Raw genomic sequence first — 14,211 nt, 5'->3', positions numbered from 1 at the left:
CGGACAACTGAAAGCCGACATGACCTCCATCGAATCCACAGCCTTCGGCCGTCTCGAGGCGGAAGGCCGCCTGATGAAGCCGGCCCATAAAGCGACGACGCATCACGCCGGGCGCTTCGGCTTCCGCGGCGAAATCGCCATCACGCTCGACCCGCTCGTCACTTTGGGTGCGGCCTTCGCGTCGGCGGAAGAGGGCGAGACGGCATTGTCGTTCATCGCGGGATCGCTCGCCAGCTACAAGCAGCTCCCGGCGCTCGTCGAGAGTCTCGGCGCGAGTGTGAAGCCCGAGGGAAAATATTTCATCTATGTCGGCGATCTGGACCGCGCCTCGCGCTATCAGATCAGCTTCGGCGGCGTGCCGCTCTATGTGCTGCCGATCGACGACACCTCGGTCTACAATGAGCTCATCGAGCTGTTCTATCTCGATAAGACCAAGATGAAGAAATACGATACGGCCGAAAAGCTCGACACCATTGTCGACGGCGGTCTGAAATATGACACGACCTACGAAGCCATCAGCTATGAGGATGGCTTGAAGCGGCTCTGAACATCGGCCGTCATTGCGCGGAGCGAGGCGCTCCCCGGAGCCGGCGACGGCTCGTCATCGCGACATGTGCGATGACGCCTTCGCTTTTCCGCCGGCGCCTCGCCTGCCGACCACTCGATCACGCGGCGCTCCAGCGCAGCACGGGCTTGCGCGCCGCAGCCGTTTCGTCGAGGCGGCGGCGCGGGGCGTAGCGCGGCGCTCCCGTGAAACGGCGCGTCTCGCCGCGCTTCGCGCTCGCGATGAGCGCGCGCAAAGTCGCGACGAAGAGATCGAGCGAGCGCTTCGACTCCGATTCGGTCGGCTCGATCAGCATGGCCCCGTGAACGACGAGCGGGAAATAGATCGTCATCGGATGATAGCCCTCGTCGATCATCGCCTTGGCGAAATCGAGCGTGGTGACGCCCGTTCCCTCGAGGAAAGCGTCGTCGAACAAAACCTCATGCATGCAGGTACGGTCGCCGAAAGGCTGCGTCATCACATCCCGCAGCGCGACGCGCAGATAATTCGCCGACAGCACGGCGTCGCGCGAGGCCTGCGCGAGCCCGTCCGAACCATGCGACAGCATGTAGGCGAGCGCGCGCACGAATGTTCCGAATTGTCCGTGAAAGGCCGTGAGCCGCCCGAGGCTCTGCGTTCCTTGGCGTTGCTCGACGAGCCGAAGCGTCTCGCCGGCGCGCGCGAGGTATGGAACCGGCGCAAAGGGCGCGAGCCGCTCCGAGAGAACGACGGGACCAGAGCCCGGACCGCCGCCGCCATGAGGCGTCGAGAAGGTCTTGTGCAGATTGAGATGCATCGCGTCGACGCCCATTTCTCCCGGCCGCGCGACGCCGGCTATGGCGTTGAAATTCGCGCCGTCGCAATAAAAATAGCCGCCCGCTTCGCGCACGCGCCGCGCTATGCCGACGACATTGCGCTCGAACAAGCCGCAAGTATTGGGGTTGGTGAGCATGATCGCGGCGACATCCGGGCCGAGCGCGGCGGCGACGGCCTCTTCGCTGACGACGCCATCCGCGCCGGCGTCGATCACACGCGGGCGAAAGCCGAGCAGAGCGGCGCTCGCCGGATTGGTGCCATGCGCCGATTGCGGAATGAGAATCGTCTTGCGCGTCGCAGCTTCGCCGCGCGCTTCGAGCGCCGCCTCGATCGCCATGAGGCCGCAGAGCTCGCCATGCGCGCCTGCCTTGGGAGACAGAGCGATAGCGCTCATTCCAGTGAGCTCGAGCAGCCAGCGCGCGAGCTCTTCCATCAGCGCGAGCGCGCCCTGCGCAGTGGATTGCGGCTGAAGCGGATGAATATCGGCGAAACCATCGAGCCGCGCCATTTTCTCGTCTAGACGCGGATTGTGCTTCATCGTGCAGGAGCCCAGCGGATAAAGACCCGCGTCGATCGAATAATTCTTGCGCGACAGACGCACATAATGGCGCATCGCCTCGGGCTCGGAGAGGCCCGGCAGGCCGATCGGCCGCCGACGTTCGAGGCCGCCGAGCCGCGATGCGAATGGCGCCGGCTCGTCGATGTCGACGCCCGTCGTCTCGGCGCGGCCGATCTCGAAGATCGGCGGCTCCTCCTGATCGAGCCCGCGATTGCCGGAGAAGGTCGCTGGACCGAAATCCTCTGGATGATCGAGCATCAAAGCGCTCCTCTCAATGCCGCGACGAAGGCCTCGCGATCCTCCGTCGTATCGACCTCGGTGCTGGCGACGAGCAGCAGATCGTCGAGGCCAGCGCCCGGCAGCAGACGCGAGACCGGGACGCCGGCGAGCACGCCCGCTTCCGCCATCTGTTCGACGAGCCGCGCCGCGTCGCGCGGAAGACGCAGCGTGAATTCGTTGAAGAAGCTCTCATTGAGAATTTCGACGCCGGCAATGCGCGCCAGCCGGTCGGCGAGATTCACCGCATTCGCGTGATTGACCCGCGCGAGACGGCGCAGGCCCGCCTCGCCGAGCAGGCTGAGGTGAATGCTGAAGGCGAGCGCGCAGAGATTGGAGTTGGTGCATATGTTCGATGTCGCCTTGTCGCGACGAATATGCTGCTCGCGCGCAGAGAGCGTCGCGACATAGCCGCGGCGCCCGTCCGCATCGACGGTCTCGCCGCAAAGACGCCCCGGCATCTGACGCAGATAGGCCTGGCGCGTCGCGAACAGGCCGAGATAGGGTCCGCCGAAGGAGAGCGGGTTGCCGAGCGACTGACCCTCGCCGACCACGATATCCGCGCCCATCTCGCCCGGCGGCGTCACCAGGCCGAGCGAAACCGCCTCGGTGAAGACGGCGATCAGCAGCGCGCCGTGACGACGGCAAGCCTCGGCGAGCGGCGTGAGATCACGCAAATTGCCGAAGACGTCGGGCATCTGCACGATGACGCAGGAGACGCTCTCGTCGACCGTCGCGGCCAGGTCTTCGCGTGCGAGCACATCCGGCGCGAGGGAGACGACCTCGTCGCCGGAAAAATGCGAAATCGTGCGCAGAACCTCCGCATAATGCGGATGCAGCCCGCCCGAGAGCACGGCCTTGCGCCGCTTGGCGACGCGATGCGCCATCAATGCCGCCTCGGCGCAGGCGGTCGCACCGTCATACATGGAGGCGTTGGCGATCTCCATGCCGGTGAGCATGGCGACCTGCGTCTGGAATTCGAAGAGATATTGCAGCGTTCCCTGCGATATCTCCGGCTGATACGGCGTGTAGCTGGTGAGGAATTCCGAGCGTTGGATCAAATGATCGACGCTCGCCGGAATGTGATGCTTATAAGCGCCCGCGCCGACGAAGAAAGGCGCGCGAGACGCCGCGAGATTGCGCTGCGCCATAGCGCCGAGCAACCGCTCGACCTCCATCTCCGATTTCCCGCGCGGGAGATCGAGCGGGCCGTCGAGCAGCAGCTCCGCGGGCATGTCGGCGTAGAGCTCGTCGACGTCGGCGACGCCGATCGCGGCGCGCATCTGCGCGCGATCCTCTTGCGTCAATGGCAGATAGCGCATGGCTCACCCCTCGCTCTCGAGAAAGGCGCGATAGGCGTCTTCGTCCATCAGCTCCTCGAGCTCGGCGGCGTCGGCGACACGCAGCTTCACGAGCCAGCCTTCCCCGAGCGGGTCTTCGTTCACTTTGGCGGGAGCAGCCTCGAGCGCGGAGTTCACCTCGATGACCTCGCCGGAAATCGGCGCGTAGACTTCGCTCGCCGCTTTCACGCTTTCGATCGTCGCCAATTGTCCGCCTTTGGCGACGCGCTGGCCCGGCTCCGGCAGCTCGACGAAAACGATGTCGCCGAGCTGCGACTGCGCGAAATCTGTGATGCCGATGATGGCGACATCGTCCTCGACGCGCAGGAAATCATGATCCTTGGTGTAGCGCTCGCCGCTCATGATCTGTCCTTTCCGGTCTGGCCGCGGAAATAGCGATGGGGAACGAAAGGCAATGACGCGACTTCGACAAAGACTCGATTGTCGCGAAGGCGACTTTCCAGCGTGACGCCCAACGTCGCGAAAGCGGAGTCGACATAACCCATGGCGATGGGCCGCGAGAGTGTCGGAGAATAACCGCCCGAGGTGATGCGTCCGATCACGCCTCCATTCGGCGCCATGAGCGGCGCGCCCTCGCGCAAAGGCGCGCGGCCCTGGGGAAGAAGGCCGACACGTTTGCGCGAAGGGCCGTCGGTCAGAGCCGCGCGGATACGGTCGAAGCCCGGGAAACCGCCCTGCTCGCGCCGGCGCCGGCCGATCGACCAGGCGAGCCCCGCTTCCACAGGATCCGTCGTGACGTCCATATCGTGGCCATAGAGGCAAAGGCCCGCTTCGAGGCGCAGCGAATCGCGCGCGCCGAGCCCCGCGGGCGCGACATCGGGGTGAGCGAGCAGCGCCTCGGCGAAGGCTTCGGCGAGATGATTGGGCACGGAGATTTCGAAGCCGTCCTCACCCGTATAGCCGGACCGCGACACGAACAGACCAGCGCCACAAAACTCCGCCGCGCGCCAACCCATGAACGGTATGTCGTCGAGTCCCGGGAGACTGTCGGTGAGCGCCGTCGCCGCGCGCGGGCCCTGCAGCGCAACAAGCGCGCGGCCGGCGAGGACGCCGAGCGAGAGCTGCGGCAATTCCTGCCGCAGCAACGCGAAATCCTGAGCCTTGGCTGCGGCGTTGACGACCAGGAGCAAACGCTCGTCGCGCCCCGGCAAGCGCGTGATCATCAGATCGTCGAGCACGCCGCCATCCTCGGCGAGAAGCTGGCTATAGCGCGTGCGTTCGGGGGCGAGGTCGAGGATATCGGCTGGGACGAGCCTCTCGATCAGCCCAGCGGCGCCGCGGCCGCCGAGGATCGCCTGGCCCATGTGCGAGACGTCGAAGAGACTGGCCTTTTCGCGCGTGTGCAAATGCTCCGCGACGACCCCGGCCTTATAGTGAAGTGGCAGCTCATATCCGGCGAAAGGCGCCATGCGCGCGCCGAGACGATGGTGCAGCGAGTCGAGCGGCGTCTTTTCAAGCAGCGAGTGTGTGTGGGGGGCGAAGCTTTCGCTCAAAGGACACTCCCGACAGTCGGCGTTCGGCATTGGGCGGATTTCTCCACCCGGCTCGCGCCCCCTCTGTCTGGAGACCTGAGAGATTTCCCTGCAGTGCAGGTTACGCCCTTCGGTGGGCGCGGGAGAACCGCGCCGCTTTCCAGAGTATCTCTTTCTTCGCGGTCCTTTTGCCTGAGCGTTTCCGGGGCGGTTGCGCCTTCGGCTCCGGCGCGAACGCCGGTCTCTCCCGCGAAGATCGTCGAGACACTCGAAAGATGAGATCGATGCGCGCCCCCGTCAAGCCTCTCGGGGAAGGAAATGCCGCGTCGATCGGCCGCGCCGCTCTGGCGAGCGCGTCACTCTTCACAATCTGTCGACAGGATCACCTCGTCTGGCAATCCCGCCATCGGGCTCTTTTCGAAATTCACTCCGACGAGACGGGCGCAGGCTCCGTCTCCCTCGAGAACAACCACGGCTTCGCTCGGCATGTCCTTGAGCGCTTCGATCAATTGCACGACCGTCATCGAACATCCTCACGTCTACTTTCCGACGCGCCGACCCGCGGCGCGTCGGCCGCGCTCAGCCGAATTTGAACAGCACGCCATAGCCGCCGCGTGGATAATTCCACACGATATCGCCCTGCGGCTCGCAGAGGACGCGGCAGGTGCCGCATTCGAGACAGCCGTCCGGCGTGATCTCGACTTGGCCGGAGGCGTTCTGCTCATAGCAGCCGGCCGGACAGATCTTGGTCATCGCCACGAGATTCTTCGACGGCGTCGTATGCGGTTGCACGACGATATGGGGTTTTCCTTGATCGACGAGATAGCGGTTCTGGAACAGCTTCTCCTCGACTCGCGCAGCTTGCGTCGACATCGCAATTCCTCCTCTCAGCGCCAGGCGCGCGCCAGACGCCATGCATCTCCGACTAAACCCGTCAGCGAGCGCTTCTCGCGGAAGGCTCGGACCGACGCTTTTTCCTTCTCGATCTTCGGCGTGCCGTCGACGCGTAGGAAATTCTCCATCGCCTTCGACACGAGTGTCGGATAGGTGAGGAAGAAATTCTGCGCCTGCGTGTGCAACAACGCCGGCATGTCCTTGTATTTCTTCAAGTCCTTCATGACGAAGCTATCGTCGAGGAATTTCTTGTAGAGCGCCAGATTCTGCTTCGTCATTGGATCGCGGCGCGACTTCACCTGGAAAATCGCCTCGCCGGCGAGCCTGCCGGACGTCATAGCAAGATTCGAGCCTTCTCTATGGATAGCGTTGTTGAGCTGGGCGGCGTCGCCGACCACGACCCAACCATCGCCGAAAAGCTCGGGAATCGTGTTGAAGCCGCCCTCGGGAATGAGATGCGCGGCATATTCCTTCACTTCCGACCCTTCGATCAGCGGCGCGATCGACGGATGCTTCTTGAAATTCTCCAGCATGCCGTAGGGCGTCTCCTCGTTTTCGGCGAAATCCGACACGAGGCAACCAAAGCCGACAGAAATGCTCTCTTTGTTCGTGTAGACGAAGCCCATGCCGGTCATCCCCTTGGAGATGGTGCCGGCCGCCTCGATGACGACGCCCTCGTCGCCATGCAGATTGAAACGCGCTTCCAGCGTTTCGCGCGGCAGGAAGTGCATTTCCTTGACCGCCAGAGCGACATGCTCGGCCTTGGGCGTCGGCCGCAGGCCGGCGCGCGCGCCGAGCAATCCGTTGACGCCCTCGGCGATCACGACGACATCGGCGAACACAGTGCCGCCGCTGCGGTCGGTGCGCACGCCGATGACCTTGCCATAGGCGTCGCTGACCAGCTCCATCACCGTCGTCTCGCAGATGACGATCGCGCCCTTCGACTGCACCTGCTTATTGAACCAGCGGTCGAACTGCGAGCGGATAATGGTGTAGCGGTTCGGCTTCTCCTCGTTGAAGTCGTCCGAACGATATTGCATGCCGGTGTGCGAGCGATCCGTCATCATCCAGAAGCGTTGCTCGATGAGATGCCGCTCGAGCGGCGCCTCCTCGCGGAAGTCCGGAATGATCTTCTCCAGCATGTCGGCATAGAGAATGCCGCCCTGCACATTCTTGGAGCCCGGATATTCCCCGCGCTCCAGCTGAAGAACGTTGAGACCACGCGAGGCCATGGTGTAGGCCGCAGCGTTGCCGGCCATGCCGGCCCCGATGACGATCGCGTCGAATTTTTCTTCGATCATGACAATCTCCTCGGGATCAGCCGGCGAGCCGGTCGGCGTTTTCGGGCGAGAGCCGCTTGCGGAATGCTTCCGTCAGCGCAGGCAGCAGGCGAATGGCGTCGGTGACGATGCCGATATGCGCGAAATCGAAGATAGGCGCATTCTTGTCTGTGTTGATCGCGACGATGCAATCGGCGCCCTCGACGCCGACGCGATGCTGGATCGCGCCGGAAATGCCGGCGGCGATATAGAGCTTGGGCCGGATAGACTTGCCGGTCTGGCCGATCTGACGATCCGAGGTGATCCAGCCTTTCTGCACCAGCGGACGCGATCCGCCGAACTCCGCGCCGAGCGCGGAGGCGAGATTGCGCACGAGCTGATAATTCTCCGCGCTCTGCAGGCCGAGGCCGCCGGCGACGACGACGTCGGCGAAGGCGAGATTGCTCTTCGACGACTCACGGTCCGGGATGAACTTCAGCAGCTTGGTGATGATCTTGTCTTCGTCGAGATCGGCCTTGAACTCGACGACGCGGCCTGTGCGCGTCTCGTCGCGCGTCGGCGTCGGCAACTGGCGCGGACGCACTGTCGCCATTTGTGGCCGATAGTTCAATGTATAGATCGTGCAGAGCAGCGAGCCGCCGAAAGTCGGACGCGTCGCCGCCAGCGAGCCGTCGGCATCCACCGCGAGCTCGGTGCAGTCGGCGGTGAGGCCGGTCAGCAGCGTCGTCGCCACGGAGCCCGCGAGATCGCGGCCGAGCGTCGTCGCGCCGAGCAACAGGATCTCCGGCTTATGCGTGTCGACGAGCTGTGTGACGGCCTTCGAATAGGGCTCGTTGCGATAATCGCCGAGAATCGGATCCTCGACGAGATAAGCGAGATCGGCTCCGTAGACGAAGGATTCCTGGACCGCCTTACGCGCCGCCTCGCCCGGCGCGCCGAGCACGACGGCGGCGAGATCGACCTTCAGCTGATCCGCGAGCTTGCGGCCGGCGCCGAGCAGCTCCCAGGACACCGGATGCACTTCGCCGCGCTCCAGCTCGACGAACACCCAGACGTGCTTGTAGCCGCGGAAATGCTCCGGGAGCTCCTTCTTCGCGCTGGCGCGGCTCTGCTGCGGCGCGGCGGGGGCGGGCTTGTCGGACATTTTCGCTTCTCCTTTAGAACCCACTGGCCAATTTCGTCATGTCTTCTTCGAGCGCCGGGTGGCGCTTGAAGATCGCCTCGAGCAAAGCCTCGGCAGAATCGCCGGCGTTCTTTCCCGGCTCCACGAAGGCGGCGCGATCGGTCCGCACCGGCGGAGCGAACACTTTTTTGACGATCGTCGGCGAACCTTTCAACCCGCATTTCGTCAGGTCTTCGATCTCGGCGTCCTTGGCGCTCCAAGTGACGATCTCGGCGCGAGCAGCGCGCAGAGAGTCGGAGATCGAGCCGCGGCGCACCTCGTTCGTGCCTTCGAGCATTGCGATGAGACAGGGCATTTTGGTCTTCAGAACCTGCGTGCCGCCCTCGGCGCGCCGCTCGATGACGACCTCGCGCTTCTCCGCATCGGCTTCGACGATCTTGGACACATAGGTCAACTGCAGCAGGTTGAGACGTTTCGCCACACCCGGGCCGACCTGCGCCGTGTCGCCGTCGATCGTCTGCTTGCCGGTGAAGACGAGATCGAGATCGCCCCAGGTCTTCTCGATCTTGCGGATCGCCTGAGCGAGCGCATAGGTCGTCGCCAGAGTGTCGGCGCCGGCGAAGAAACGATCGGTGAGCAGAATCGCGCGATCGGCGCCGATCGCCAGAGCTTTGCGCAACGAGTCGGCGGCCATGGGCGGGCCCATGGTCAACACCGTCACCTCTCCGCCGAATTTGTCGCGCAGCTTGAGCGCCTCTTCCAGCGAGAAGAGATCATACGGATTGATGATCGTCGGCACGCCCTGGCGCATGATCGTGTTGGTGACAGGATGCACGCGGATCTGGGCGCTGTCGGGAACTTGCTTGATGCAGACCAGTATCTTCATGAGATTCTTCCTCTCGCCATCCCGACTGGTGTTTCGATCGTCATCCGTTCGACGTAGTGACCGTGCTAAGAGGCACGAAGGGCTTCTTCGGCTCTTCCTTCGGCTTTACAGCGTCCTTATGCACTTTGAAAAGCCGTTCTTCGATCGGAGAGGATTTCGTGAAGTCCTGATAGGCCTTGGCCAGGAAATCACGGCAGGCTTCGCGCACCTCGTCGTCGGAAGCGCCCTCCGGCGCCGCCTTGTGAAGATACTCGCCCATGCGTCGCAGAATATGCAGACGCGAGTGTCGCACGATGTTGGGGTCGTATTCGACGCCGAGAAGGTCGAAGAATTCCTCGGCCGCCGACAATTTGCGCAGATCGTCCAAAATGCTCATGGCTTGTTGTCTCCGGATTGCCGGTGGGAGCCTTCGCTGACCCGCGCTTGAAGATGCACGAGCCGAGCTTCGAGAAAATCGATACGGTCGATGAGCACGGAAATCGCGTCTCCGACCGGATCGGGAATGAGATGATGCTCGAGGTCGATGCGCCCGTCGGGGCCCGAACGTCGACGCTGCTCGCGCACCACACGGCCGGGAATGCCGACGACCGTCATCTCCGGGGGCACGTCTTCGATGACCACGGAATTGGCTCCGATGCGCGCCCGCGGACCGACGCTGATCGGACCAAGAATCTTCGCGCCGGCCCCGATGAGAACGCCGTCTCCGACGGTCGGGTGTCTACGGCCTACGGACCAAGAGGTGCCGCCGAGCGTGACACCATGATACATGGTCACGTCATCGCCGATCGTCGCCGTCTCGCCGATCACCACGCCGGCGCCGTGATCGATAAAGAAGCGCCCGCCGATCGTCGCGCCGGGATGAATGTCGATATTGGTGACGAGACGCGCGAACCAGGAGAGAGAGCGCGCGGCAAATTTATGCCCCCCGCGCCACAACCGGTTCGCGATGCGATGCCAAATCAACGCATGCACGCCCGGATAGAGCAGAACGACTTCCCAAGTGCTGCGCGCCGCAGGATCGCGCTGCGCGACGCAGCCGATATCCTCGCGGATCAACGCGAAAAGGCTTTTGCTCGCAGCGACGCGCGGCGTGGCGACGATCGAAATGGGGCTCATGACACGCCTCCCACATCATGCTGCGCCGCGATTGCCGCTTCCGCTTGCGCGCGGTCCACAAGGCGAATGAACTCGCCGCGATTGACCGGCCTTTTTTGGTCGAGCGCACGGCGCTTGACATGATCGAGCAGCCGCGCGGCCGTGTCGCGGTCCAGATCGACGCCGATCTCGGCGCATCTCTTCTGGATCGCGCTCAAACCGGAATGTTTGGCGATGACGATGCGATGCCGCCGCCCGAGCCGCGCGGGGTCGAGACCCTGATAGGTTCGCACATCCTTCATCAGCGCGGCGACATGAATGCCCGATTCATGCGTGAATATGTCCGAGCCGACGATCGCCTTGGCGCGTCCGATCTTGCGGCGCGCGGCCGCCGCCACCAACTTGGCGACGCCTTGAAGGCGCTTGAGATCGATATTCGTTCGGCCATGCGCGACATGACCCAGCGCGACGGCGACCTCCTCCAGCGCGGCATTGCCGGCGCGCTCGCCGAGACCGAGGATTGTGACAGACGCATGCGTCGCGCCGCCCCGCACCGCCGCGAGCGTATTGGCCGTCGCAAGACCGACATCGTCATGGCCATGAAATTCGATCGGGAGATCGGTCTCGTCGCGCACCCGACGAATCGACTCATAGGTCGTGAACGGGTCCAGCGTTCCCAGCGTATCCGCGAAGCGAAAACGTGTTGCGCCCGCGTCCGCGGCGGCGCGCGCGATCCGACCGATGTCGCGCGGGTCGGCCCGCGACGAATCTTCGCCCCCGAGAGCGACGCCGAGCCCCTTCGAGCGAGCATAGGCGACGACCCGCTCGACACGCGCCGCCGCGCCTTCGACATCCGTCGACAGCTTCACCCCGATCTGCAGTCTCGACATAGGCGACGAGATATTCACATGCGAAACATTCGCGGCGAGCGCCGCGTCGACGTCCTTCTCGCTCAGACGACACCAGGCTATGACCCGACACGGCAAGCCATCCATGGCGATGGCGCCGATCGCCTCGATCTCGTCGCGGCCCATCGCCGGCGTCCCCGCCTCGATCTCATCGACGCCGACCGCAGCGAGCGCGCGGGCGATCGAAAGCTTTTCGGCGACCGTGAAAGCCACGCCCGGCGCCTGCTCGCCATCGCGAAGCGTCGTATCGTTGATGAAGATGCGGGGTTGATCAGGGGTCACGACGGTCGCGCCTGTCATGCAAAAACGGGCTTGGAGTCGCTCGTCTTCTTATCGGCCTCAGCCCAGAAGGGAGACATTTCCCGTAGCTTCTCGACGATGCCGGGCAACGCCTCGATCACGCGATCCACATCCTCCGAGGCATTGTCGCGCGAGAAGGAGAAGCGCACGGCGCCATGAAGCGCCGCCTCGGGAATCTCCATGGCTTTCAGCACATGGCTCGGCTCCATCGATCCCGACGTGCAGGCCGAACCAGAGGATGCGGCGACACCACCCCGATTGAGATGCAGCAAGATCGCTTCGCTCTCGACATATTCGAAAGCAATATTGGACGTGTTCGGCAGACGATCGTGGCGATCGCCATTGACGATGCAATTGGGCACTCGCTGCAGAACGGCCTTCTCCAAACGGTCGCGCAATTCCCGGACGCGCCCCTGCTCCTCCGCCATATGCTGGAGCGCGAGCTCGGCCGCCTTGCCCAGCCCGATGATCGCAGGCACGTTCTCCGTCCCGCCGCGACGCGCGCGCTCCTGATGACCGCCCCGGATCAGAGGCTTGAAGCGAGCGCCCTTCTTCACATAGAGCGCGCCGATCCCCTTGGGCCCATGCAATTTGTGGCCGGACAGCGACAACATGTCGATCGCGCTATCCTTGAGAGAAATGGGCGTCTTGCCCGCGGCCTGCACGGCATCCGTATGAAATAGCGCGCCATGCTCCTTCGCGAGCTCTGCGAGACCTTCGACAGGAAAAATCGTTCCCGTCTCATTGTTCGCCCACATCAGCGACACGACCGCCACCCTGTCCGACAGAGCGGCGCGATAGGCGTCGATGTCGAGCTGGCCGACCTTGTCGACGCCGATGAAATGAACCTTGGCGCGTCCAGTTTTCTCGAGGTGCTCACAAAGCGAGAGAATCGCCGGATGCTCGACCTTGGAGGTCACGATTTCGTTGCGATCCGGCAAAGCCTCGAGCGCCGACAGGATAGCGGCGTTATCGCTCTCCGTGCCGCCCGATGTGTAGATGATCTCGTGATCATGCGCCGCGCCGAGCAGCTGCTGAAGCTGCTGCCGAGCCGTCTTGACCGCGGTCCCGACCTCGGCCCCGAAGGAGTGAGCCGAAGAAGCGTTGCCGAAATGCTCCGTGAAATACGGAAGCATTACGTCCACCACCGCCGGGTCGACTCGAGTCGTCGCATTGTTGTCGAGATAAATCGCCTTCATGACGAACTCCTCAATGAGCGTTGCGCCCGACCGGGATCACTCGAATGGGCACACCCAATTTCGTGATGAGCCGCTCTTGTATTCCGGACACGGTGACGCTCGCCATTTGACAGCCCACGCAAGCTCCGGTGAGGCTGACGAGCACATTCGAACCATCCACGTCGATCAACTCGCAATCACCGCCGTCCTTTCGTAGATAGACGCGGAGATCCTCGATCGTCTCTTCGATCAGGCGAATTCTCTTTAAGTTCGTCATTCCGGCGGATGGAGGCGACGCAGGCGACAGTGGCGACGTTTCTGCGGCCGGACGAACAGGAGCCGGCGGCCGCGGCGCGGGCGCGCTGGCCGGACGCATCGCAGCGGTGAATAGATTGACCGCACCTGCACGCGGCGCCGCAGGAGCCTGCGTCGTCGCAGCGCTCGAAACGACCTCCTCGGAAATCTCGACGATTTGCGCGGCGGCGACCTCGGACGCCACGCGCGCCAAAATATCCTCGATCTGCTCGTAACAGGTCGTGCAGCCCGTGCCAGCCTGGGTGAACGCACTCACCTGGTCGACGGTCGAAAGCCCGTTTTCCCGTATCGCGCGCTCGATGACCCCGGCGTCGACGCCGTGACATTTGCAGACGAGCGCCCCCTCCTCATGCAAGGGCCGCCAGACTTCCCCACGAAAATCGGCGATCGCCGACTGAAGCGCCTCGTGACCCATCACCGCGCAATGCATCTTCTCGGGAGGCAAGCCGCCGAGATATTCCGCAATATCGCGATTTGTGATCGCACGCGCCTGCGCGAGCGTCTTGCCGATGACGAGCTCGGTCAGCGCCGAGGACGAAGCGATCGCCGAACCGCAGCCATAAGTCTGGAATTTGGCTTCGAGAACGATCTCCGTCACAGGATCGATGTGGAGCATCAGCTTCAGCGCGTCACCGCAGGACAGGGCGCCGACCTCGCCGACCGCATTGGCGTCGACGAGAACGCCTGCGTTCTTCGGATTGAAGAAATGCTCCTTGACCTTGTCGGAATATTCCCACATCGCCGCTCTCCCGAAGACAATCAACCGAACGATTTGCCGCAGGAACAGCTCGACTTCGCCTGGGGGTTTTCGAAAGTGAAGCCCGCACCCTCGAGCCCGCTCACGAAATCGACCCGCGTGCCGTCGAGATAGGCGAGAGAACCCTCCTCGACGAAGACCTTCACGCCATCGCGCTCGAACACATGGTCGGCAGGATTGGTCTCATTGACCAGACCCATCGTGTATTGGAAGCCCGCGCAGCCGCCGGCCTCGACCATGATCCGCAGCCCCTCGACCTCCTGCCCGGCGCCCGCAATGGCCGAACGCACCGCGTTCAGGGCGTTGTCTGTGAGTTCGATCATTTGCTTAACCTCTTCCCGGAAAAACATCCGAGCGGTACAAAGCAACGAACATGCCAAATGACTTTACCATCGCGAATCAGTCGATTCTCAGGGGGATCGGCTGTCTGCATTCCCACAATGTCGG

Annotated in this window: 16 protein-coding genes and 1 riboswitch; of the genes, 1 reads left to right on the top strand and 15 read right to left on the bottom strand. The window is 63.5% G+C overall.

Annotated features, from left to right (window positions below):
• The first annotated feature begins 19 nt into the window (after positions 1 to 19).
• Positions 20 to 547, top strand: coding sequence for a hypothetical protein (locus IY145_RS12955; RefSeq protein ID WP_196408597.1), 528 nt, complete (start codon positions 20 to 22; stop codon positions 545 to 547).
• A 118-nt stretch (positions 548 to 665) separates the two neighbouring features.
• Here the strand turns inward: IY145_RS12955 and gcvPB are convergent, their stop codons facing one another.
• The 15 genes from gcvPB to IY145_RS12880 all read right to left on the bottom strand — a co-directional run bounded on the left by gcvPB (position 666) and on the right by IY145_RS12880 (position 14,087).
• Entirely contained in the window at positions 666 to 2,177 is a 1,512-nt protein-coding gene (gene gcvPB / locus IY145_RS12950; protein WP_196408596.1) for an aminomethyl-transferring glycine dehydrogenase subunit GcvPB, read from the bottom strand.
• Positions 2,177 to 3,517 (bottom strand): aminomethyl-transferring glycine dehydrogenase subunit GcvPA, encoded by a 1,341-nt coding sequence (gcvPA, locus tag IY145_RS12945; protein WP_196408595.1) that lies wholly within the window; start codon positions 3,515 to 3,517, stop codon positions 2,177 to 2,179. Before gcvPA ends, gcvPB begins: the two co-directional genes overlap by 1 nt.
• A gap of 3 nt (positions 3,518 to 3,520) precedes the next feature.
• Complete coding sequence (gene gcvH / locus IY145_RS12940; RefSeq protein ID WP_196408594.1) at positions 3,521 to 3,898, bottom strand: glycine cleavage system protein GcvH; 378 nt, start codon at positions 3,896 to 3,898, stop codon at positions 3,521 to 3,523.
• Positions 3,895 to 5,049 (bottom strand): glycine cleavage system aminomethyltransferase GcvT, encoded by a 1,155-nt coding sequence (gene gcvT / locus IY145_RS12935; protein WP_246722004.1) that lies wholly within the window; start codon positions 5,047 to 5,049, stop codon positions 3,895 to 3,897. Before gcvT ends, gcvH begins: the two co-directional genes overlap by 4 nt.
• A 149-nt stretch (positions 5,050 to 5,198) precedes the next feature.
• Positions 5,199 to 5,288, bottom strand: a riboswitch (glycine riboswitch).
• A gap of 96 nt (positions 5,289 to 5,384) precedes the next feature.
• Entirely contained in the window at positions 5,385 to 5,552 is a 168-nt protein-coding gene (locus IY145_RS12930) for a hypothetical protein (protein ID WP_196408592.1), read from the bottom strand.
• Between the two features lie 55 nt (positions 5,553 to 5,607).
• Entirely contained in the window at positions 5,608 to 5,901 is a 294-nt protein-coding gene (locus IY145_RS12925) for a ferredoxin family protein (protein ID WP_024881116.1), read from the bottom strand.
• A 14-nt stretch (positions 5,902 to 5,915) separates the two neighbouring features.
• Positions 5,916 to 7,223 (bottom strand): FAD-dependent oxidoreductase, encoded by a 1,308-nt coding sequence (locus IY145_RS12920; protein WP_196408591.1) that lies wholly within the window; start codon positions 7,221 to 7,223, stop codon positions 5,916 to 5,918.
• A gap of 16 nt (positions 7,224 to 7,239) precedes the next feature.
• Positions 7,240 to 8,346, bottom strand: coding sequence for an electron transfer flavoprotein subunit alpha/FixB family protein (locus IY145_RS12915; protein ID WP_196408590.1), 1,107 nt, complete (start codon positions 8,344 to 8,346; stop codon positions 7,240 to 7,242).
• Positions 8,347 to 8,359: 13 nt separating this feature from the next.
• Positions 8,360 to 9,211, bottom strand: a complete 852-nt coding sequence (locus IY145_RS12910; protein WP_196408589.1) for an electron transfer flavoprotein subunit beta/FixA family protein — start codon at positions 9,209 to 9,211, stop codon at positions 8,360 to 8,362.
• Positions 9,212 to 9,251: 40 nt separating this feature from the next.
• Positions 9,252 to 9,587: a nitrogenase stabilizing/protective protein NifW gene (gene nifW, locus IY145_RS12905; RefSeq protein ID WP_196408588.1), complete on the bottom strand. Its 336-nt coding sequence runs from the start codon at positions 9,585 to 9,587 to the stop codon at positions 9,252 to 9,254.
• A complete protein-coding gene (gene cysE / locus IY145_RS12900) occupies positions 9,584 to 10,327 on the bottom strand; it encodes a serine O-acetyltransferase (protein WP_196408587.1) in 744 nt (247 codons plus the stop codon). The genes nifW and cysE overlap by 4 nt, the downstream gene beginning before the upstream one ends.
• Positions 10,324 to 11,496 carry a homocitrate synthase gene (gene nifV / locus IY145_RS12895; RefSeq protein WP_196408586.1) on the bottom strand — a complete coding sequence of 391 codons (1,173 nt, stop codon included), beginning with the start codon at positions 11,494 to 11,496 and terminating at the stop codon, positions 10,324 to 10,326. The genes cysE and nifV overlap by 4 nt, the downstream gene beginning before the upstream one ends.
• A gap of 14 nt (positions 11,497 to 11,510) precedes the next feature.
• Positions 11,511 to 12,713: a cysteine desulfurase NifS gene (gene nifS / locus IY145_RS12890; RefSeq protein ID WP_196408585.1), complete on the bottom strand. Its 1,203-nt coding sequence runs from the start codon at positions 12,711 to 12,713 to the stop codon at positions 11,511 to 11,513.
• Between the two features lie 10 nt (positions 12,714 to 12,723).
• Positions 12,724 to 13,746 carry a Fe-S cluster assembly protein NifU gene (gene nifU, locus IY145_RS12885; protein ID WP_196408584.1) on the bottom strand — a complete coding sequence of 341 codons (1,023 nt, stop codon included), beginning with the start codon at positions 13,744 to 13,746 and terminating at the stop codon, positions 12,724 to 12,726.
• A gap of 20 nt (positions 13,747 to 13,766) precedes the next feature.
• Positions 13,767 to 14,087 (bottom strand): iron-sulfur cluster assembly accessory protein, encoded by a 321-nt coding sequence (locus IY145_RS12880; RefSeq protein ID WP_196408583.1) that lies wholly within the window; start codon positions 14,085 to 14,087, stop codon positions 13,767 to 13,769.
• Between the last annotated feature and the right edge of the window lie 124 nt (positions 14,088 to 14,211).

It is taken from the genome of Methylosinus sp. H3A (genome assembly GCF_015709455.1).
In the GTDB taxonomy this organism is placed as follows: Bacteria; Pseudomonadota; Alphaproteobacteria; order Rhizobiales; family Beijerinckiaceae; genus Methylosinus.
The sequence above is the reverse complement of the archived record's forward strand: the minus strand, read 5'-3'. Positions and strand labels throughout refer to the sequence as shown.